At 69.8% G+C, this 19,011-nt stretch carries 25 protein-coding genes; 18 read left to right on the top strand and 7 right to left on the bottom strand.

The window, feature by feature from the left end:
- Positions 1-21: 21 nt before the first annotated feature.
- The gene (locus tag QMO56_RS19805; RefSeq protein ID WP_283528623.1) at positions 22-369 is read left to right on the top strand and encodes a polysaccharide deacetylase; all 348 of its coding nucleotides are present in this window, start codon (positions 22-24) and stop codon (positions 367-369) included.
- A gap of 11 nt (positions 370-380) precedes the next feature.
- The gene (locus tag QMO56_RS19810; RefSeq protein WP_283528625.1) at positions 381-1,505 is read left to right on the top strand and encodes a flagellar basal body P-ring protein FlgI; all 1,125 of its coding nucleotides are present in this window, start codon (positions 381-383) and stop codon (positions 1,503-1,505) included.
- Positions 1,506-1,526: 21 nt separating this feature from the next.
- Here the strand turns inward: QMO56_RS19810 and QMO56_RS19815 are convergent, their stop codons facing one another.
- Entirely contained in the window at positions 1,527-1,865 is a 339-nt protein-coding gene (locus QMO56_RS19815) for a hypothetical protein (protein WP_283528627.1), read from the bottom strand.
- Between the two features lie 177 nt (positions 1,866-2,042).
- Positions 2,043-2,414 (bottom strand): hypothetical protein, encoded by a 372-nt coding sequence (locus tag QMO56_RS19820; protein WP_283528628.1) that lies wholly within the window; start codon positions 2,412-2,414, stop codon positions 2,043-2,045.
- Between the two features lie 267 nt (positions 2,415-2,681).
- On the opposite strand from QMO56_RS19820, the gene QMO56_RS19825 reads away from it, so the two are divergent.
- Positions 2,682-3,359, top strand: coding sequence for a hypothetical protein (locus tag QMO56_RS19825; RefSeq protein WP_283528630.1), 678 nt, complete (start codon positions 2,682-2,684; stop codon positions 3,357-3,359).
- Between the two features lie 23 nt (positions 3,360-3,382).
- On the opposite strand, the gene QMO56_RS19830 is transcribed toward QMO56_RS19825, so the two are convergent.
- Complete coding sequence (locus QMO56_RS19830) at positions 3,383-4,213, bottom strand: serine protease (protein ID WP_283528632.1); 831 nt, start codon at positions 4,211-4,213, stop codon at positions 3,383-3,385.
- A gap of 101 nt (positions 4,214-4,314) precedes the next feature.
- Here QMO56_RS19830 and QMO56_RS19835 point away from each other — a divergent pair, with 101 nt between their 5' ends.
- On the top strand, positions 4,315-4,719 hold the full coding sequence (locus QMO56_RS19835) for a hypothetical protein (protein ID WP_283528634.1): 405 nt from the start codon (positions 4,315-4,317) through the stop codon (positions 4,717-4,719).
- Between the two features lie 68 nt (positions 4,720-4,787).
- On the opposite strand, the gene QMO56_RS19840 is transcribed toward QMO56_RS19835, so the two are convergent.
- Both QMO56_RS19840 and QMO56_RS19845 read right to left on the bottom strand, forming a co-directional pair.
- A complete protein-coding gene (locus QMO56_RS19840) occupies positions 4,788-6,533 on the bottom strand; it encodes a hypothetical protein (protein ID WP_283528635.1) in 1,746 nt (581 codons plus the stop codon).
- Between the two features lie 34 nt (positions 6,534-6,567).
- Positions 6,568-6,783: a hypothetical protein gene (locus QMO56_RS19845; protein WP_283528638.1), complete on the bottom strand. Its 216-nt coding sequence runs from the start codon at positions 6,781-6,783 to the stop codon at positions 6,568-6,570.
- Positions 6,784-6,962: 179 nt separating this feature from the next.
- On the opposite strand from QMO56_RS19845, the gene QMO56_RS19850 reads away from it, so the two are divergent.
- From QMO56_RS19850 to QMO56_RS19860, 3 genes are all read left to right on the top strand, one after another.
- The gene (locus QMO56_RS19850) at positions 6,963-7,289 is read left to right on the top strand and encodes a methionyl-tRNA synthetase (RefSeq protein WP_283528639.1); all 327 of its coding nucleotides are present in this window, start codon (positions 6,963-6,965) and stop codon (positions 7,287-7,289) included.
- Between the two features lie 275 nt (positions 7,290-7,564).
- Positions 7,565-8,434 (top strand): hypothetical protein, encoded by an 870-nt coding sequence (locus tag QMO56_RS19855; RefSeq protein WP_283528641.1) that lies wholly within the window; start codon positions 7,565-7,567, stop codon positions 8,432-8,434.
- Positions 8,435-8,547: 113 nt separating this feature from the next.
- On the top strand, positions 8,548-9,333 hold the full coding sequence (locus QMO56_RS19860; RefSeq protein WP_283528643.1) for a polymer-forming cytoskeletal protein: 786 nt from the start codon (positions 8,548-8,550) through the stop codon (positions 9,331-9,333).
- Between the two features lie 78 nt (positions 9,334-9,411).
- On the opposite strand, the gene QMO56_RS19865 is transcribed toward QMO56_RS19860, so the two are convergent.
- Complete coding sequence (locus tag QMO56_RS19865) at positions 9,412-9,831, bottom strand: hypothetical protein (RefSeq protein WP_283528645.1); 420 nt, start codon at positions 9,829-9,831, stop codon at positions 9,412-9,414.
- A 207-nt stretch (positions 9,832-10,038) separates the two neighbouring features.
- On the opposite strand from QMO56_RS19865, the gene QMO56_RS19870 reads away from it, so the two are divergent.
- The 7 genes from QMO56_RS19870 to QMO56_RS19900 all read left to right on the top strand — a co-directional run bounded on the left by QMO56_RS19870 (position 10,039) and on the right by QMO56_RS19900 (position 16,002).
- Positions 10,039-10,302 carry a rod-binding protein gene (locus tag QMO56_RS19870; RefSeq protein ID WP_283528647.1) on the top strand — a complete coding sequence of 88 codons (264 nt, stop codon included), beginning with the start codon at positions 10,039-10,041 and terminating at the stop codon, positions 10,300-10,302.
- On the top strand, positions 10,299-10,673 hold the full coding sequence (locus QMO56_RS19875) for a hypothetical protein (protein WP_283528649.1): 375 nt from the start codon (positions 10,299-10,301) through the stop codon (positions 10,671-10,673). Before QMO56_RS19870 ends, QMO56_RS19875 begins: the two co-directional genes overlap by 4 nt.
- Before the next feature lie 175 nt (positions 10,674-10,848).
- Entirely contained in the window at positions 10,849-13,065 is a 2,217-nt protein-coding gene (locus tag QMO56_RS19880) for a flagellin (RefSeq protein ID WP_283528651.1), read from the top strand.
- 143 nt (positions 13,066-13,208) lie between these two features.
- Positions 13,209-13,634, top strand: coding sequence for a flagellar biosynthesis regulator FlaF (gene flaF, locus QMO56_RS19885; RefSeq protein ID WP_283528653.1), 426 nt, complete (start codon positions 13,209-13,211; stop codon positions 13,632-13,634).
- A complete protein-coding gene (locus QMO56_RS19890) occupies positions 13,634-14,143 on the top strand; it encodes a flagellar biosynthesis repressor FlbT (RefSeq protein WP_283528655.1) in 510 nt (169 codons plus the stop codon). Before flaF ends, QMO56_RS19890 begins: the two co-directional genes overlap by 1 nt.
- A gap of 84 nt (positions 14,144-14,227) precedes the next feature.
- Positions 14,228-14,539, top strand: coding sequence for a hypothetical protein (locus QMO56_RS19895; protein WP_283528657.1), 312 nt, complete (start codon positions 14,228-14,230; stop codon positions 14,537-14,539).
- Positions 14,536-16,002, top strand: coding sequence for a DUF1217 domain-containing protein (locus QMO56_RS19900; RefSeq protein WP_283528659.1), 1,467 nt, complete (start codon positions 14,536-14,538; stop codon positions 16,000-16,002). Before QMO56_RS19895 ends, QMO56_RS19900 begins: the two co-directional genes overlap by 4 nt.
- A gap of 52 nt (positions 16,003-16,054) precedes the next feature.
- On the opposite strand, the gene QMO56_RS19905 is transcribed toward QMO56_RS19900, so the two are convergent.
- The gene (locus QMO56_RS19905; RefSeq protein WP_283528660.1) at positions 16,055-17,407 is read right to left on the bottom strand and encodes a FliI/YscN family ATPase; all 1,353 of its coding nucleotides are present in this window, start codon (positions 17,405-17,407) and stop codon (positions 16,055-16,057) included.
- Positions 17,408-17,577: 170 nt separating this feature from the next.
- Between QMO56_RS19905 and QMO56_RS19910 the strand changes: the two genes are divergently transcribed.
- Genes QMO56_RS19910 through QMO56_RS19925 form a run of 4 tightly spaced genes read left to right on the top strand, consistent with a single transcriptional unit; the run spans position 17,578 to position 19,011 of the window.
- Positions 17,578-17,982 (top strand): flagellar basal body protein, encoded by a 405-nt coding sequence (locus tag QMO56_RS19910; RefSeq protein ID WP_283528661.1) that lies wholly within the window; start codon positions 17,578-17,580, stop codon positions 17,980-17,982.
- Positions 17,982-18,422, top strand: a complete 441-nt coding sequence (gene flgC, locus QMO56_RS19915) for a flagellar basal body rod protein FlgC (RefSeq protein WP_283528662.1) — start codon at positions 17,982-17,984, stop codon at positions 18,420-18,422. The genes QMO56_RS19910 and flgC overlap by 1 nt, the downstream gene beginning before the upstream one ends.
- A gap of 4 nt (positions 18,423-18,426) precedes the next feature.
- Entirely contained in the window at positions 18,427-18,720 is a 294-nt protein-coding gene (locus QMO56_RS19920) for a flagellar hook-basal body complex protein FliE (RefSeq protein WP_283528663.1), read from the top strand.
- Positions 18,721-18,747: 27 nt separating this feature from the next.
- Positions 18,748-19,011, top strand: a complete 264-nt coding sequence (locus QMO56_RS19925; RefSeq protein WP_283528664.1) for a flagellar biosynthetic protein FliQ — start codon at positions 18,748-18,750, stop codon at positions 19,009-19,011.

Below are 19,011 nucleotides of genomic sequence, written 5' to 3' on the forward strand. Positions count from 1 at the left end.
ACGCGAACGGAGAAGCCGGACATGAACATGCTCCCCGCCAAGGCCAATGCGCAGCCCTTCGTCCCCCTGGCGCTCGAAGAGGAGGACATCGCCGTCTATGCGAGCATTGGCGCTGCGCTGGAGTGCGGCACCGAGGCCTGCGCCGAGGCCTTCATGCTGGCCACGCCGACGGCGCGCGACACCGCGGTGCGGCTCTGGCAGGCGGTGCAGTTGCTGAACACGCCGCACGAGGGCGCCCCGGGCCTGCGGGTGCAGTGGCAGCTGCAGGCGCAGCAGGCCCTGGAAGCGATGCGCGCCCTGCTCGGCCTCGACCCCGAGCGGATGCCGACCGCCGCGCTCGCCGCCGCCGGCCTGCGTTACAGCGCCTGAAGGGGATGGCCATGCCTCGCCCCTCTCGCGCCGCGCTGCTGCTGGCGGCGGCGCTGTCCTTCGGGGTTCTGCTCCCGGCGGGGGCGGCGCAGGCCCAGGTCCGGCTCAAGGATGTCGTCACCATCGAAGGGGTGCGCGGCAACCAGCTGATCGGCTACGGGCTGGTGATCGGCCTGCAGGGCACCGGCGACCAGCTGCGCAACACCCCCTTCACCCAGCAGAGCCTCGCCGCGATGCTGGAGCGGATGGGCATCAACGTGGCGGATGCGCGGGTGCAGACCCGCAACACCGCGGCCGTCATCGTCACCGCGACGCTGCCGGCTTTCGCGCGGCAGGGCACGCCGATCGACGTGCAGGTCTCCTCGCTCGGTGATTCCAAGAGCCTCAACGGCGGCACGCTGATCGTCACGCCGCTGATGGGCGCCGATGGCGAGGTCTATGCCGTGGCGCAGGGGCCCGTCGTGGTCGGCGGCTTCCAGGCGGCGGGGCAGGCGCAGAGCATCTCCAGCGGCGTCACCACCCAGGGCAAGGTTCCCGGCGGCGGCCTGGTGGAGCGCGAGGTGCCGGTCAACCTGCGGGATTTCGAGACCATCCGCCTGGCGCTGCGCGCGCCCGACTTCACCACTGCGGTGCGCATCGAGGAGGCGATCAACACCCGCTTCGGCGCCGGCGCCGCCACGGCGCTCGACCTCGGCACGGTGGAGATGCGGGTGCCGCCCGGCTACCGCGACCGGCTGCCGAACCTGGTGGCGCAGATGGAATCCCTCTCCATTCGGCCCGAAACGCCGGCCCGGGTGGTGGTGGACGAGCGCACCGGCACCATCGTCGTCGGCGCCCAGGTGCGCATCGACCCGGTGGCCATCACCCATGGCAATCTGGTGATCCGCGTCACCGAAAGCCCGATCGTCAGCCAACCCGCGCCCTTCTCCAACGGCGAGACCACCGTGGTGCCGCGCACCCAGGTGGAGGTGGACGATCAGCGCGGCCGGCGCCTCGCCACCCTGCCGCGCGCCTCGACGCTGAAGGACGTGGTGGATGGGCTGAACGCGCTCGGCCTTGCCCCGCGCGACCTGATTTCCGTGCTCACCGCGCTGAAGGCCGCGGGGGCGCTGCACGCGGAGTTGCAGTTCATCTGAGCCGCGAAGACGCCCGGCGGGTCAGCAATGGCCGGCCGGGTGCTGCCAGCCCGGATGCGCCAGCTCGCCCAGATGCTCCTCCAGCCCGGCGGCGCGCAGGGCGGCGATGCTGGCCCAGCCGCCGGGGCGGTCGATGGTGACGGGGTGCAGGATCAACTCCGCCTGGGCGGCATCCTCCGGCCACCCCCCTTCCCACAGCTCGACATGCCAACGGGCCAGCGCTTCCGAGGGGAAGGTGGCGACCGCATCGCGTCCTCCCGCATCCAGCTTGGACCAGTAGGACAGGCTGGGTGTGCGACCGACATACAGCCCCAGGGCCGCATGCACGACCACGAATCCCTTTCCATAGACCTGCGGCATCCTGTCTTTCCCGGCACATGATAGGCTTGGCCGACCCCTGTCGGCCCGGCGGAGCCGAGCCATACTGGCCGGAGCCGGGAGGATGGAAAACAGAGACGGTGTCTCAAAAATTATATTAGGAAGCCGCCTGGAGAAAACGCTCTCAGGCAACGGATGGCGCTTCGCGCCAGCCGCGGCTCAACGCAGGCTGCCGAAGCCGTTGCGGCTCCATCCGTCGCTGAACAGCCTGCTTCCCTGACCGCGTACGGCGCTGGCTTCTCCGGCTGATGCATCCGGCAAGGCCACCAGGCTGGCTTCCTGGTGACTGCCCTTCCCGGCAACGGGCGGCGCCACGGCGACCGCAGGAGATCTGGAGGCCGGCATGCCCAGCGGATCGAAGGCGCGCACGTCGAAGCTGTCGGGGCGGAGTGGAATGGAGGCGACGGGCGGCAGCTGGTGCGGCACCTCCGGCCCCTGTGCCCATGCACCCGTTGCCCCGGCCAGCGACAGGGCGACCACTGCGGCCTGGAGGCCATGGGTCAGGAGGGCAGGGGGCGTTCCGCGGGGCATGATCGGTAACTGCTCACTGGGTTGATCGGCGGCAAGAGGGCTGCAGCGACGCCGCATGGGTCTTGAAGGGCAACGCCGATAGCGCTTCCGCCGTTCCCGCGCTTCACACGGCTTTGTGCCATCCTTGCGATGCCCGCAATGGTGATCAGCCTTTGTTAAGGCTTGTTGGTCATACTTCCACCATTCGCTGAATGCGGAGAGCAAGCCAGAATGGCGGCACGCCTCGCCCCCCCTGCGCCCCGCTTCGCTTCAGGCATGGAGGTGCTGATGTCGCTTGGTCTGAACCTGTTGCTGAACGCTGCCGGCAGCGCGCTTGACCGGCTCTGGCTGCTTCGGCTCGGGCGCGACATCGGCGTGCTGCTGCCGGATTATCTCGATCCGGGCCGGGTCTGCCCGGTGGAGGGCGCGGCCTCCGCCGAGGAAGCCGCCCTGCGCGAGACCCTGCTGCAGATCGGCCGGCAGATGCGGACCATCGGTGCGGTCGCCGTGGCGAAGGCCGTGCTGCAGGCGCCTCTGGCGGAGCGGCGCCGCGCCGCGCTGCTGGCACTGGCCGGCAGCGCGGCCTGGCAGGATGTCGAAGGTCAGCCGGGGGTGCAGCAGCGCCGCGCGGCGGGTGGGCGCCGCTATCTTCTGTCCAGCCAGGCGGCGGGCGGGGCGGCGCATGCGCCGCACGCCATTCGCGCCTATCGCCAGCAGCTCTGGGTGCTGCACGACACGGCCGAGCCCGCCCGCCTGCCGGGTATCGCGCCCTGCCTGTCGCGGGAGGATGCGCCGGACTGCCTGTCGCTCGACCTGGCGCTGGAGGAGGTGGCCCTGGCGCTGCGCACCGCCGGTGAGGAAGGCCTGGCGGCGCAGGTGGCGGCGCTGCGCGGCTGCTCCGGGACATTCGCCCTGCCGGCGCCGCTGCCTGCGGCGGCGTTCCACCGGGAATCCGCCGCCGCCTGAGCGGCCTTCCGGGCCGGGTCCCATCAACAGGAAATCCGGTGCGTCGCCCGCGCGGCGCGGGCCTGGACGGCGCGCCAATCCGGTGCGGCCGCCGCCGCCGCAGTGCGGAACATCGGCGCCACGCCGGCACGCGCCAGGAACTCGCGCAGATCCTCAAGGGGCACGGCCGAGGTGAAACCGCGCGCGCCGGCGTAAACCACGCCGATCACATTGCCTGCCGCATCCAGCACCGGCCCGCCGGAACTGCCGCCGCTGGACGGGGCGTCGATCTCCAGCCGCCAGCGCAGCCGGTCCGCCTTATCGGCGCCGAAGTAGCGCAGCCCGTCCTCCCAGCGCGCGGGGATCTCGTGGCCGCTGCGGTCGGTCATGACGAAGCTGACGGCGCGGCCGGCCTCGGGGTCGTGCACCGTCAGGGCGGCGCGGCGGATCTGGCCGGGCATGGCCTGCAACGCCCCGGAACCCCAGTCACGGACTGGGTAGCCCAGGACCAGCACGGGCATGCCGGATGGCAGGCGCTGCGCGGCGGAGAGGGAGAGCGGCGCCTCATCCAGGCCAGGACCGGAGAGCAGGGCGAGATCGGTGCTGGGATCCTCGGTCAGCACCTGCCAGACGCCCGGCTGGCCCCCCACCTCCAGGGGACGGCCCTGCGCCCGGCAGCGCAGCGCCACATGGGCGTTGGTCACCAGCAGACCGGGCGCCACCAGGAAGGCCGAGCCACCGACCCGTTCCTGGGCTTCCGGGGGCAGCAGGGGCACCGGCCGGGCTGCGCGGCCCGGCCCCGCCAGGCCGACCGCCATGGCGGCCATGACCGTCACCCCCAAGCCCGGCACCAGCCAGCGCAGCCAAGCTCCCATTCGGCCTCGACCTCTTTGCGAAAAACGCATATTTCCTATCATGGTGTTTCGTCCATGGCCAGCGCTGCCTGCGGCTTCGCGATCCGGAAAAGGGTTTTCGCATGCGTAGCCTTCCGCTTCTGATTCGCCTTGCCCGGCAACGCGCCGATGAGCGCCGCTTGGTCTTGGCGGCAGCCGAGCAGGCACGGCTGGCGGTGGAGGCGGCACTGGCGGAGCAGGATGCGCAGATGGCTGCGGAGCGGGCGCAGGCGGCGGGCGATGTCGCAGCCATGGCCGGCTGGGCGGACTGGTCGCGCGCCGCGGCCCGGCAGCGGCGGCGCCTATTGGAAGAGCTGGGCGTGCGGCAGGAGCGCGAAGAGGCCATTCGCGCCGCGTTGGCGGAGGACTTCGCCGCTCTCAAGCGGCTGGAGCTGGCGCAGCAGGCGCAGCAAAGGAACGCGGCGCAGGCAGCGACGCGCAAGGCGGAAAAGGCTGCGGAGGATCAGGAGCTGCGGCGGATTCGCTGAGGCCGGGCGGCGTGGCCGGAAAGCGCCGCAAGGGGGCCCGGGGGTTGCCTCCCGGGCCTCGGCGGGGCTCAGGCCGGCGTGTTCAGCCGCTCCAGGTCCGGCTTCTCCTTGAAGCGCGCCCAGGCGCTCAGCAGCTCGCGCAGCTGCTCTTCCTGGCTGGTGCGCTCGCGCCGCAGGACCTGCATGCGGCGGCGCAGCTCCAGGAGCAGGTGGCCACGCGGCAGGTCGGCGCCGCTCTCGAAGCGCTCCAGGAAAATGCGGCCGAGTTCGGGGTCTTCGCGCTCGATGCAGTAGGCGGCATAGGTCAGCACCGAACCGCGGCCGAACTCGATCATCTTGCGGCCGAAGGTGCGCAGCTCCAGCAGACGCGGATGCTGCTCGACGATGCGCATCACCTCGGCCGGGGTGGGCTTGGCGTTGCGCGTGCCGGCCGGCTTCAGCTCGTGCTTCCACAGCAGCACGGCGGCGGCGGCGATCAGCGGCTTGTCACCGAAGCTGTCGAAGGCGGCACCGAGCTGCGGCCCCTTCTTGGCGTGGATGTCGTAGGTGTCGTAGGCCTCCTCGGGGAGGTTGCGCATCACCGGCACCTCGATCGCCTCGCCCGCCTGGATCACGGCGGAGAGCCGGTGCTGGCCGTTCAGCAGCCGGCCGGAGCGGCTGAAGCAGATCGGCTGCGCGTTCATCATCCAGTTGCCGGCGCGGATGTCGCGGGCGATGGCGTCGACATGCGCGGCGACGATCTTGCGGTTGCGCGTGTTGTGGCCGAGATAGGCTTCCGCCAGTTGCGGCGAGATGCTCTCGAGCACCAGCGGATAGACGTTCTCCTCCTGCGCCAACCGCTCCACCGCCTCGCGCAGCTTGCGTGCGGTCTCTTCGGTGTCATCGGCATGACCGGGATCGTTCAGCCCGGAGTAACCCAGAAGGGCCGGGAACTCCTCGCCCTTGGTCGGGTTGGCCGTCTTGTCGATCCAGGTGTAGGAGCGCTGGTGCTCACCGGTGAAAGTGGCGTTCAGCGCCTTGATGCAGAGGGCGAAGAGCATCACCGGCTTGAGCCGCGTCGCCGGATCGCCGCGGGTGATGTCGATCAGGTCGCGGATGCGGGCGCCTGGCTCCATCGGCGAGTACCGCTCCGGCCAGGCGATGGCATCGAGGAAGCGGCGCGTCGCCGCTCTGTCCACCCGGAAACCCATGAACAGCAGCGGCGTGCGCACCGCTTCGGAGAGGGCGGTCGCCTCGCTCTCCAGCGACATCTTCACCGCCTGCTCGAGGTCGGGGTTGGCGCGCAGCACGCGGTCCATGCGCGACCAGGAAGCGGTGCCGGCGCCGCGCAGCATCTTGCCGTCGTCGTAGCGGATCAGCTTCACCAGGGCGGACTGCAGGGCATGCGCGTGCGGCACGCCGCGCGCCTCCAGCACGCCGGCGAAGGAGCGGCGGCGCTGCTGGTCGATGGTGTGCAGCACGTCGTCGGGGATGTTCTGCGCCAGCACGGTCAGGAAGGGCACGCCGGCCTTGATGCAGGCGCGCAGCCGCTGCACGCCGTCCAGCAGCACGCCGGTGCGGGAGAGGATGATGGGCATGCCGTTGAGAATCCAACGACCCTCGCGCATCGCCTCGGCATAGGCGTTGATGGCGTTGGGGTTTTCGGCGGCGCTCGGGCGCTTGCGCTGCAGCAGCTCGGTCGCGCCTTCCGGCGTGACCAGCTCGATCGAGAAGGCGGGTCCATCGGGGTTCTGGCCCTGGACCTGCACGATCCTGCCGCTCTGCATATGTGCCGCGGCCTTCGTCCTGCGTGCCGCCCCGTTCGCCCGTGCCATGGGTTTTTCTCTCCGTCCCGCTACGCTTCGCCGATCAGGGACCGGCTAGGCCGGCCGGTGGATAACCGCCGGCGCCTTGCTGCTCGTTTAGAATTTTTTCGCTCTTTAAGCTAGATGCAAAAATTGCCGCCAGCGGAAGATTTTTTTCCAACCCGTTTTCGCAGGAGAGAAGCTCCGGCCGGGGAAGGACGAGGAAGATCAAAGGGTAATCCGTTCGGATAGGCCGATAGTTCAAGATCTCGTTCACCATGTTCTCAAACCCCGGAATAGCCGTGCGGATCCCGCGATGCTAAACATCATGAGCTTTCTGGTGAAAAACGCATTTCGCGCAGCGAGGCAGGTCGCGCGAACTCCCATCCACGGGCACTGGCAGCCGGAATGCGCCAGACGCCCGATCCCCCGTCCCTGCAGGAAGGAGAATCCCTCCCCATGACCGGATCCGCCCCCTTCTTCGTCAACCACACCATCCGGCTGAGCCGGGCCGAGGTGCTTGAAGCCCTGCGCGGCGCCGCGCTGGCGCGGGCGCGCGAGGCGCTGCGCCTGGTAGAGCCCGCCCCGCGCGGCGTGGAGATGGAAACCCGCCTGCTCTCCGGCTCGGTGGTGGAGATCGACGGCGCCACCATCGTGATCGAGGGTCGACTGCCGGACGACCTCGTGGCCCTGCTGCGCGCTGCACCGACCGCCACTGTTCCGGCCGCTGCCCCCCCTGCCGCGGCGATGGCCGAGCCGGTGGGCGAGCCGTTGGTCGCCGCCTGACGGCGCGGCCGGGTCGCGCCCCCGCAGAGGGGCGCGGCGCTTTTCCGGCCTGCTTCCATGGCGCCGGCTATCCTGTGCGATGGCGTTCATGGTTTTGCGAAATACTACAAATCTGCCGGTTTGCGCGCCTCCTGCTGGGGCTCGGCCGCATTTTGCGGCGCCGATCGCATAAGCCTCTTGCCTTGGCCCGCCCGGATCGGTCTTTTGCTCGCGGGAATGTGAGGTTGGCAAAAATGCTGACGCGCGTGCGGCCAGGACAGGATGGAAACTGGCAGGTGCTGGTGGGCCAAGGCGCCCTGGGCTTCAGCCGTGACGCCTTTCCCGACCGCGCCGCGGCCGAGGACTGGGCAGCGCGGGCCTGTCTGGCCGCCCGCCAGTGTACCATCCGCATCGGCAGCAAGCGCTTTCTCGGCACTGCTGCCGAGGCGCTCCGCCGCTGGGCGATCGACCAGGGCACCCTGCCGCGCGCCGAGGGAGGCACCCAGGTTGCGCCGCTGCAGCGCCTGGCGCCGCTGCTGGAAGATCCCGACTGCGCTCTGCCTCTGGCGGTGCTGCTGCCTGATGATCTGGCGGCCCTGCGCCGCCGCCGCCTGACCGCGCTGCAAAGCCCTGCCGCCATGCTGGCCGAGCAGGCCGCCTTGGCCGCGGCGCTGGAGCAGTTCCGCGATTTCCATTTGCCGGCCCTGGACGACCCCTTCACCGAGATTGCGCCCGACGGGCTGTGCGTGCTGGACGAGCCGAGCTGCGCGCAGGCCATTGGCTGGGCCGGGCAGAAGAGCGAGGCCTGGGGGCGCCTCGTTGCGCTGGTGCTGACCACGGGCGCTCCGATTCCGGCGCTGTGCGCCACCTGCTGCGGGCACGCGGATGCCCGAAGCGGCCGCCTGCACCTGCCGGGCGGCCTCGTGCTGACGCCGCCGCCCGACCTGTTCCCTGACCCCGGCAATCCGCCGGAAGCGCCGCTGCTGCCCGGTCTGCAGGAGGCCGGAACGGTGGAGGAGGGGATGCGGGAGATCGGTAACCGCTTGCAGCGCCCGGGATTGCGTCCGGAAGCGCTGCAGCTGACGGCCCTGGTGGGCGCCCTGAACCAGGGGCAGCATCTGGATGAGATCCTTCTCCTCGCCGGCGTCACGGAGGCGGCGCAGTAGGGTGGTTTGTCGCCATAGATTGTGCGAAAAATATTGCGTGTGATGCGCGAAAAAAGTAGAAGGGCTTGGCGGTGCGGCCCACCTGCACCGGGCCTCCTAGAACGGGATTGCACATGAGCTTCTTTGGAAAGCCCAGCGGTGGAGAGCCGCGTATCACCTACGAACGCATCGACCTCGGAGCCGAGCCGCTCGGAGATCTGGCGGAGCCGCTGCCCGTCACCGCTGCAGCGCGGAGCCCGGCGGAGCGCCTGGAGCCGCGCATCGAGCGAGCGAAAAACAGCCATGAAGCCCGGGCCGAGGCCGGCATGATGCTGGTGGCCGCCGACAGTGAGGTGGAAGGCCGGCTGCGCAGCCGCGGCGCGGTGCGCGTCGAGGGCGTGCTGCGCGGCACCCTGCATGCCCCCCTGCTGCTGCTGGAGCCGGGCGGGCTGGTCGAAGGCACGGTGCATGTCGAGCGCGCGCGCCTCTGCGGCACGCTGCGCGGCACTGTGATCGCCCGGGAAGTGGAAGTGACCCGCACCGCTGCGCTGGATGCCGAGCTGGTCTATGACGAGATCAGCATCGAGCGCGGTGCACGGGTGCGCGGCCTGCACCGCCAGCGTGACCCCGAGCCGCCGGCCGAGCCGGCGCCGGCTGCCGAGGCTGCACTGACGCCGGCCGAGCCGGAGGAGACCGGGGCGGATATGCCGGACCCGGCGCTTCTGTCAGCCGCAGCTGCCAGCACGGCGGCTCTGGTGGCGGAGGCCGAGGCGGCCCTGCAGGAGCTGGCGCAGGCCACCCAGGCTGCTGCGGGCGCGGTAACCGAACTGGCGCAGGACGGCATCAAGGACCTGGTCGAGCTGGAAGCTGAGCTGCGCGACACGCCGGAGAAGATCCTGCGCGACACGCTGGCCGCCTGACGGCCAGCTCTCTCCGAAGATCGAAGCGTCCGCGGCATTGCCGCGGACGCTCCGGCCTTTCCCCTCCCGGCCGGACGCCTAGCGGTACAGCGGCGTCAGCCCGGGATAGGGGATCTCCGCCAGTCCGCGCTCCCGCAGCAGCCGGTTGGCGGCGCGGGCCACCTCCTTCGGCCCGGCCTGGAAGCCGTCCAGCACATAATAGCCATTGCGCAGTGGCCGCACGCGGCTGCCCAGCAGTCCGCAGGCATACTGCAGCGGCGTCATGTCCTCATCCGCCTCCTTGAAGCCGCCGATGAACGGCGACTGCTCATCGCTCTTGCTGGCGCGGCTCAGCACGCGCTTGGCACGGCGCTGGGCGTACCAGGGCTCGATCCCGAAGGCGCGCGCCAGGGTGTTCACATCCTCTCCGGCCAGCAGGCGGCGATCGAACTCGCCCCGCAGCTCGACCGCCAGGGCACGCCGACGAACCTGCTGCCGCCGCTTCGGTCTGAATTCCATCGACCGGCTTTCATCCTCGCCCACGGCGTCGGTTCCTCATTCCCGCATCTCGCGGTTTGGGTTCTGCTCCTTCTGGAGGCGCAAGGAGCCGTCGCTTCTCGAGGCCGGGTTGATGCCGGATGTTATGCGAAAATTTGCTGATGGCTCGCTAATATCGGGGCTGACGCGCAGCAAAATCATGCTGCTCCGAGCAGGAGGCCGGACCCGATGGAGCCTGTAACCCTTTCACACGCGCCGCAGACGCGGCAGTTGGCGCGGCAGCTGGAGACGAGTTTCGCGGCCGAGCTGCTGCGCGCGGCGCGTCCGCAGCAGAAGGCAGGTGGCCTCGCCGGGCGCGGTGCGGGCGGCGATGCCTTCGACAGCTTCATGGATGAGGCGCTGGGTGCGGCCATGGCCGCCCGTGGCGGGCTGGGCCTGGCGCCGGCGCTGGAGAAGGCGATCGCCGGCCGCAGCCAGGGGGTGCCGCGATGAGCGCGCTGCTGGAAGCCGCCAGCCGGCTGCGAATGGTGCTGCTGCAGGAAGCGGCGGCGGCGCGGCAGGCGATGCTGCCCGAGCTGGTGCAGCTGATCGGCGAGAAGCGGCTGGCGCTCTCGGACCTTGCCGCGGCTGGCGTGCCGCAGAGCGAGGTCGAGCGGCAGGCCATCGCCGCCATGATGCGCGCGGCGGAGGAGAACGCGCTGGCGCTGGGTGCCGTGGCCGGCGCGCTGGAAGGCGTGCGCGAGCGGCTGCGGCGCGATGTCTCGGAAGCCGCCGATCCCGGCCTCTACGGCCCCGCCGCCGCCGGCGCGCGGCGGCGGCCGCTGCGCCATACCCTGGCCGCCAGCCTGGACCAGCAGGCGTGAGCTTCCCGCGCGGCCTGCGGTGGCCCGGACGTCGTTCGAGGCACCGATTGGCTTGCGAAAAATTTTGCCTGGACGCTAGAAATGCCTGCCGCAGTCGGACCGACTCTGGGCCGTGCGCAGCGAGATCCGCGTCAGAAGGCGCTCCCCAGAACCGGAACCCTTGAAGGGCGCAATTATGGTCAGCTCGATTCTCACCAATAACGGCGCGATGACGGCGCTGCAGTCGCTGAAGGCGACCCAGAAGAACCTGCTCGACACGCAGAACCGCATCTCCACCGGCCTGAAGGTGGGCACGGCGAAGGACAACGCGGCGACCTGGGCCGTGGCGACCTCGATGCGCAGCGACATCGCCAACTTCAAGCAGGTCAGCGAGAACCTCTCGGTCTCTTCCGGCGTGGTGAAGACCGCCTCGACCGGCACCGAGCAGATCGCCGACCTGATCTCCAAGATCCGCGAGCAGGTCACCTCTGTTCAGGACGGCGTGAAGGACGCCGCGACGGTTCAGGCCACGATCGACGAGTATGTCGGCCAGATCCGGGGCATCGTCGACAGCGCCTCCTACAAGGGCGTGAACCTGATCAACAACAGCCAGAGCGGCAACACGCAGATCCTGGCGTCCGTCAATGCAGACGGCGATGCCCTCACTCCGGCCTACATTTCGGTTTCGGCCCAGAACCTGACGATGGATGATTCCGGCTTGCTTGCTGGTCTCGCCTCGCTGACGGTTGAGGACCGCGTGGCCAAATACTCCTATGGCGCGCCGTCGGTGACCGGCACCTTCGACAACGGCGACAAGCTGAGCTTTACCTTCAGCGTGAATGGTACGGAGCGCACCGCGGAGTGGACGGCCGCCGGCACTGAGAGTGGCGCGCAGGCGCTCGCCAGCCTCGCCGCCGAGATCAACGAGACGGCAGGCACAGGTAACGGCTCCATTGCCTCCATCGTCAACGGCAAGTTGGTGGTCGATGCCGGCGCTGCCACGGACGTGGTGACCTTCGATGGCGATACTGCCCTCGCAGTCGCTTACGACGCCAACAATGACATCACCCTTGCCACGCCGGTGGATGAAAACCCGCCGAAGCCGAAGTACTCCTTCGCACTGCCTGCTACGGCCCCGACGGCGAGCGATGTTTACAGCTTCACCTTTAAGGTGGCGGGCGAGGATGTCGAGGCTACCTACACGGTCAAGAACAACGACAGCGCAGCGGATGTCATCACCGGCCTGAAGAACGCCATCAACCAGGCGGCCGGCACCGGCAACAAGATCGCCTCCGTCAACGCCGACGGTAAGCTCGTGGTCGATGCAGCCGTGGCGACGAATGAGGTGGAGTTCGACGGTGACTACGCGCTGTCGCGCATCACGGCCACCGGCACTGCCGTGACGCCGACCACCAGCGGCAGCTTCACCTATGCCGTTCCGACCGCCGGCACCGCGGCTGCGGGCGAGACGCTCAGCTTTGCCTTCACCGTCAACGGCGCTTCCGTGACGGCGACGACCGCGGCCGCTGCCGGCGGCGAGACGCCGCTGGCCATGATGACGGCCCTGGCCAACGAGATCAACGACCGGGCGGATGGCGTGGACGACGGCAACAATGCCGCGGGCATCGTTGCGACTGTCGACGGCTCAGGCAACCTGACCATCAACGCGGCCGATGCGACCGGCGGCTACAACGTCGTGCTTGGCGGTGCGCTCGGCGATCTGACCCAGGCAGGCGGCGCTGGCCTGACGCTTTCGGCGGTGGCGCCTACTGACAACACGGCCACGGACAACCTTTACCGCCAGAAGTTCGGCTTCCCGATCAGCAACGCGACCAACGATGTCTATGAATTCGCCTTCAGCGTGGCCGGCGTGGCCAAGACGGCGAAGGTGACGGTGGAGGCCGGTCAGACGCGCGCCGAGGTGATGGGCGCCCTGGCCAATGCGATCAACGAGGAGGCCGGCAGCACCATTGCCTCCGTCCTCGATGAGAGCGGCACCGCCTTCCTGTTCGTGGATGCCGAGGACTCCACCACCGGTACCGTCCAGTACACCGCGGCGTCTGCTCTGACCTACAGCACCCATGCCGAGAACGTTTCTACCCCGACTGAGCTGACGCCCGCCTCCAGCACTGACTACTCGGACCTGCTGGCGACGCTGAAGACGGCGGAGAACGCGGTGCTCTCCGCCGGCGCGGCCTTCGGTGCGGCGCAGACCCGCATCGACCTGCAGAAGGACTTCATGGACAAGCTGGTCGACACCCTGACCAGCGGCGTCGGCGCCCTGGTGGATGCCGACATGTCCGAGGAGGCCGCCCGCCTGCAGGCCCTGCAGGTGCAGGAGCAGCTCGGCACCCAGGCGCTCTCGATCGCCAACCAGGCGCCGCAGAGCATCCTGTCGCTGTTCCGCGGCTGATCCCGACGGGGGCGCGGCCGGTGCCGCGCCCCATCCCCAGGAGGGAGGCCCCGGCCGCGCGGCCGGGGTCATTTCCCGAAGCATTGCCCAAGGCACCCGCGCCTCGCCCTGTTCCGGCCCAGGCGTGACTGAGGAAGAATCCGATGCTGAGCGTCATCCAGGAAGCCCCCTCGCCCGCGCCCGTCATGCGGCCGCGCGGCATCGCCGCCGCCTACAGCTCCGTCATCCGCGGCACCGAAGACCCGCGCGAGATCGAGTACCGCGTGCTGGCCCGGGCCACCGCCCTGCTGGAAAGCGCCAGCCTCCCCACCGCCGGCCCTGCCGACCTGCCCACCGCCATCCATGAGAACCGCATGGTCTGGACCGCCTTCGTGGCCGACCTGGCGGCACCGGAGAATGGCTGGGAGGTGGCGGTGAAGGCCCGCCTGCTCTCCCTGGCGCGCTGGATCTTCGCGGAGAGCGACCGCGTGGTCCGCGAGAACAAGCCGTTGCATGCACTGATCGACGTCAACCGCGCCGTCATGGCCGGCCTGAAGCCCGGCACCACGGTCCAGCCGGAAGCCAGCTGATGTCCCTGATCCTGAAGCTCGCTCCCGGCGAGCGCCTGTTCATCAACGGTGCCGTGGTCACCAATGGCGACCGCCGGGCCTACCTGATGGTGGAAACCCGGGCGCAGATCGTCCGCGAGAAGGACGTGATGCTGCCGGAGGACGCCGTCACCCCGGTGCGCCGCGCCTATTTCGCCGCGCAGAACGTGCTGCTGAACGCGCAGCCGGCGCTCGGCTCGATGGAGGCCTTCCACGAGCACATGGCGCGGCTGCGCACCGTCTTCATCAAGCGCGAGCACGTGCAGCAGCTTGACGAGGCGGAGCAGCACATGCGCGAGGGCAACACCTATCGCGCCCTCTCGGCCCTGCGCGATCTGGTGCTGTACGAATCCGCGCTGCTCGACATGGAGCCGCCCCCGCGCTTCCGCCGCAGCGGCCCCGCGCAGCGCGCGGAGGCGGTGGAAGGGGTACCGGTGCAGAGCAGTACGCTGCGTCTGCCGGCCGGCGGGAGTGAGGCACACTCGGGCTGACGCGGAGTCTTCAATCTGCGGTAGAAACGGATCGAATCAGAAGCCTCCTCCCTCGGCTATGCGAAAGGCAAGGAACATCCGCCGATGATCGATCCCACTCCGGCGCTGAAGCCGCGCAATGGCAGCGCCGAGGCGCCCGCCACGCCCGCCGCGCGTCCCGAGGCGGAGGACCCCAAGGCTCCTGCCAGCTCCGGCGAGGTGCAGACCGCAGAACGGCAGAAGCAGGTCGTCCCCGCCGGTCCGACCTTTGACGTGCGCCTGGATGGCGAGACCATGCGGCTCTATTCCGAGCTGCGCGATCCGGTGACCGACCGTGTGCTGATGCGCCTGCCTGCCGGCTACGAGCCGGGCGAGGACGAGCCGCCGGGCGCGCCCGGCGTCTCGACCGAAGCATGACCGTCAGCCTCGTCGGCGTCGGGCTGCCGACCGGCATGGCCGGCTGGAAGCTGCTGCAGAACAAGACCCCGGCCGACTTCAAGGCCTTCAGCAAGGACCCGATCCTGCAGCGCGACATCGCCTATCTGCGCGAGAAGCTGCCGTCCAAGCTGACCTCGAAGGACCTGCTCAGCGACCGGCGCCTGCAGGAGATGGTGCTGAAGGCCTATGGGCTGGACGCGCAGGTCGGCATGAACGCGCTGATGGGCAAGGTGCTCGACAGCGATGCCACCGATACCAGCTCGGTCGCCTACCGCATGACGGACAGCCGCTACCGGCAGATCGCCAGCGACTTCAACTATGGCGGCCTGTCGGTGGCCGAGATTCCGGCGGTGCCGAGCACCGCCCGGGTGATGGTCGAGGGGCTGCGCATCGGCTCGGGCTTCACCACCTTCAGCGGCAGCTTCGCCGGCGTCACCGTGAAGGATCTCTCGCTGCGCGACGTGCAGAGCTATTCCCAACTCGCCGAGCGCCTGCAGGCCGCCTTCCGCGCCGCAGACGGCGGCAACAGCGGCATCCGCGTCGTGGCCGCCGGGCCGGAGCTGGTCTTCACGGACGCCAAGGCGCGCGCGCAGTCCCCTGCGCTGAACTTCACACCGGTCACGGGCAGCAAGATCACCGCCGAGGTGTCCGGCAGCACCGTGACGGTCAACGGGCCCGTTGCCGCGGGCTCGGCCTTCGCCAGCTTCAGCGGCAGCTTTGCCGGCGTCACCGTGCAGGATCTGGCGCTGGACGGCGCGGCGAACCTCGCGGCGATGGCCAGCAAGCTGCAATCGGCCTTCCGCGCCGCCGATGGCAACCGGAGCGACATCAGTGTCACCGTCGACGGCTCGAAGCTGGTCTTCACGGATGCGAAGGACCGCAACAATGCGGTGCTGAGCTTCACGCCGGCCTCCGGCAGCCGGGTCACCGCGACCGTGACCGAGAATACCAGCGGCACCCCGGGGACCGCTGCCCAGGGCGGCCCCAACGTCACCAAGTCGGACTTCGTCGAGCAGATCGTCCAGCGCTACACCCAGGCGCGCTTCGAGGAGTCCCTCGGCGACACCTCCGAGGCGCTGCGCAAGGCGATCTACGCCAAGCGCAGCCTGCCGCAGATCACCAGCTGGTACAGCATCATCGCCGACCGCAACCTGGCCGAGGTGGTACAGTCCACCCTCGGGCTGCCAGACAGCTTCGGCCAGCTCGACGTGGACCGGCAGAAGGAGATCCTGGAGAGCCGCATGTCGCTCTCCGACTTCAAGGATCCGGCAAAGCTCTCCAAGCTGCTCGACCGCTACGTGGCGCAGACCAGCGTGGCGGAGGCGCAGGCGCTGAGCAGCAGCGCCGGCATCGTGTCGCTGGTGCAGCCGGTGAGCTGGGGGCAGGACAGCTTCTCCGGCGCCAGCAGTGCGGCCCTGTTCTCCATCCTGAGCGGCATCTGACAGGACCATCCCCGGGGCGCGCGGCCAGCCGCGCGCCCGGGAAGCGCCCGCATCAGCCGTTCTGCAGGATCTGCCGGAGCTGCGCGAAGGACTCCGTGGCCGCGCTGCGCTCCTCCAACCCTTGCCCCAGGAAAGCCTCCAGCGCCGGCTGCAGCCGGATCGCCGCGTCCACCTGCGGGTCGCTGCCGTTGCGATAGGCGCCGAGCCGGATCATCTCCGCCATGTCGGCGTAGCTGGCGAGATGCCGGCGCGCCTCGGCCAGCAGCGCGTTCTCCTCGGCCGAATGGCAGCGCGGCAGGGCCCGGCTGACCGAGCGCAGGATGTCGATTGCCGGCCAGCGGCCACGTTCGCCGATGCGGCGGTCGAGCACGATATGGCCGTCCAGGATGCCGCGCACCGCGTCGGCGATCGGCTCGTCGTGGTCGTCGCCGTCCACCAGCACGGTGAAGATGGCGGTGATGTCGCCCTCTCCCTCCGGCCCCGGGCCGGCGCGCTCCAGCAGCGCAGGCAACTCGGTGAAGACGGAGGGCGTGTAGGAACGTGCGGTGGCCGGCTCGCCGGCGGCCAGGCCGACCTCGCGCTGGGCGTGCGCCAGGCGCGTGACGGAATCCAGCAGCAGGAAGACCTGCTTGCCCTCCGCGCGGAAATGCTCGGCCACCGCCAGCGTCGCCTGCGCCGCGCGGCGGCGGGCCAGCGCCGGCTGGTCGGAGGTGGAGACCACCACCACTGTGCGTCGCCGCCCCGCCTCGCCCAACGTATGGTCGAGGAACTCGCGCACCTCGCGGCCGCGTTCGCCGACCAGCCCGACGACGATGACATCGGCCTCGGCGCCACGCGCCAGCATCCCCATCAGCGTGGACTTGCCGACGCCGGAAGCGGCGAAGATGCCAAGGCGCTGACCGCGGCAGATCGGGGTGAAGACGTCGAGCGCGCGCAGGCCGGTCTCCAGCTTGGCGCCGACCAGGCGGCGGCGCATCGCGTCCGGTGCCGGCTGCCGCAGCGCCACGCCGTGCTGGCCCTGCGGCAGCGGCCCCAGCCCGTCCAGCGGCTGGCCCAGACTGTCGATCACCCGCCCCATCCAGGCGTCGCTCGGGTAGAGCATCAGCGGCGCCTCCAGCCAGACGCGCGCTCCCGGGTTCAGCCCTTCGGTGCCGCCCTCCGGCATGCCCAGCGCAGCCTCGGCGGTGAAGGCGACGAACTCCCCGGAGGCCGGGCTCGCCTGGCCGGGACGCTGCACCCGCATGCGGTCGCCGATCGACACGCCCTCGCCCAGCCCGGTGACCGACAGCGCCGCGCCGCGCACGCTGGAGAGGGTGCCGAAGCGCCGCCAGCGCGGCAGGCGGCCCAGTTGTGCGGCGAGGTCGCGCGGCGGCGCGGCATCGTGGGAAAGGCGGGTTGCGGTCATGCGAAAAATTACCTTTTTTGCAGCGGCGGGGCTAGTTGGCGGTCCGGGATGGCTTTCTGCAAAGGGCATTCTCCCGCAGCCTGCCTGAAAAGACTATGCGAAAAATATCGACATGAAGCGCCGGCGAGGCTATTGCTGCGGGAGCACAGCCAGAGGGGCACCGGAATCTCATGCTCGACGGCATCGACGTCTTCCGCATCACCGGCGCGCGCATGCACCAGTTGGCGGCGCGGCAGAATGTGCTCGCCCAGAACATCGCCAATGCGGACACGCCGCATTACCGCGCCCGTGACGTGAAGCCGTTCAGCTTCGACAGCACCTTGCTGCGACAGCAGGCCGGTCTTCCGGCGCTGCGCCTGGCGGCGACCCGCCCGGGCCATCTCGGCATTTCGTCCGGCGGCGCCGATGTCACGGCCGACCGCGCCCGCGCCTACAGCGAGGACCCGGACGGCAACACCGTCAACCTGGAGGAGCAGATGGTGAAGCAGGCGGATGTGGCGAAGGCCTATGACCTCGCCACGCTGGTCTACAAGCGCGGCACGGCACTGCTGCGCACTGCCGCGGGAGGCCGCTGATGCTGCGCATCTCGCCGGTCACCGGCTCGGGTCCGCTGACCCAGGCCATGGCCACCGCCGCCTCCGGCATGAGCACGCAGGCGACGCGCATGCGCGTGGCGGCGGAGAACATCGCCAACGCGCAGTCCACCGCCGCCGTCCCGGGCGGCGATCCTTACCGCCGCAAGCTCGTCACCTTCGGCCAGATGGTCGATCGCGGCACCGGCGCCGAACTGGTCCGGCTCGACAACATCCGCAGCGACCCGCGCGACTTCCGCACGGTCTTCGACCCCGCCCATCCGGCGTCGGACGAGCGCGGCTACGTCAAGCTCCCGAATGTCGATCCGCTGATCGAGCAGGCCGACATGCGGACCGCCGCCCGCAGCTACGAGGCCTCCATCACGGTGATGCAGCAGGCCCGCACGCTCTACAGCAAGACACTCGACATCCTGAGGTCCTGACCGCATGTCCGAGCCCATCGCCGCCATTCCCCCGCTCTCCGCTGCGGTCCGTGCCTATGGCACGAGCGGTGCCTCCTCCGTCGGTGACTTCGGCACCATGGTGGGCGATGCCGCCCGCGCCTCGCTGGCCACGCTGCGCAACGCCGAGGTGACCGCCGCGCGCGGCGTCGCCGGCATGGCGGACGTGCAGGAGGTGGTGCAGGCCGCCGCCAATGCCGAGCTGACCGTGCAGACCATGACGCAACTGCGCGACAAGGTCGTCGGTGCCTACATGGACGTGCTGCGCATGGCCGTCTGAGCCGCACGCCGCGCCGGAGAATCCGCGATGAATGAAGGCGACGTGATTGAGGTGCTGCGGAGTGGCTTCACCACCACCATGATGGTGGCCGGGCCGCCGCTGCTGGCGGCGCTGCTGACGGGCGTCACCGTCTCGGTGGTGCAGACGCTGACGCAGATCCAGGAAGTGACCCTGTCCTACGTGCCGAAGATCGTGGTGACGCTGATTGTCACCATGTTCTCCCTGCCCTTTGGCTTTGCCGCGCTGCGCTCCTACATGGAGGAGATCGCGCAGCTGATCGTCGGGCTGTAG

It is taken from the genome of Roseomonas sp. E05, assembly GCF_030063475.1.
Lineage (GTDB): Bacteria > Pseudomonadota > Alphaproteobacteria > Acetobacterales > Acetobacteraceae > Pseudoroseomonas.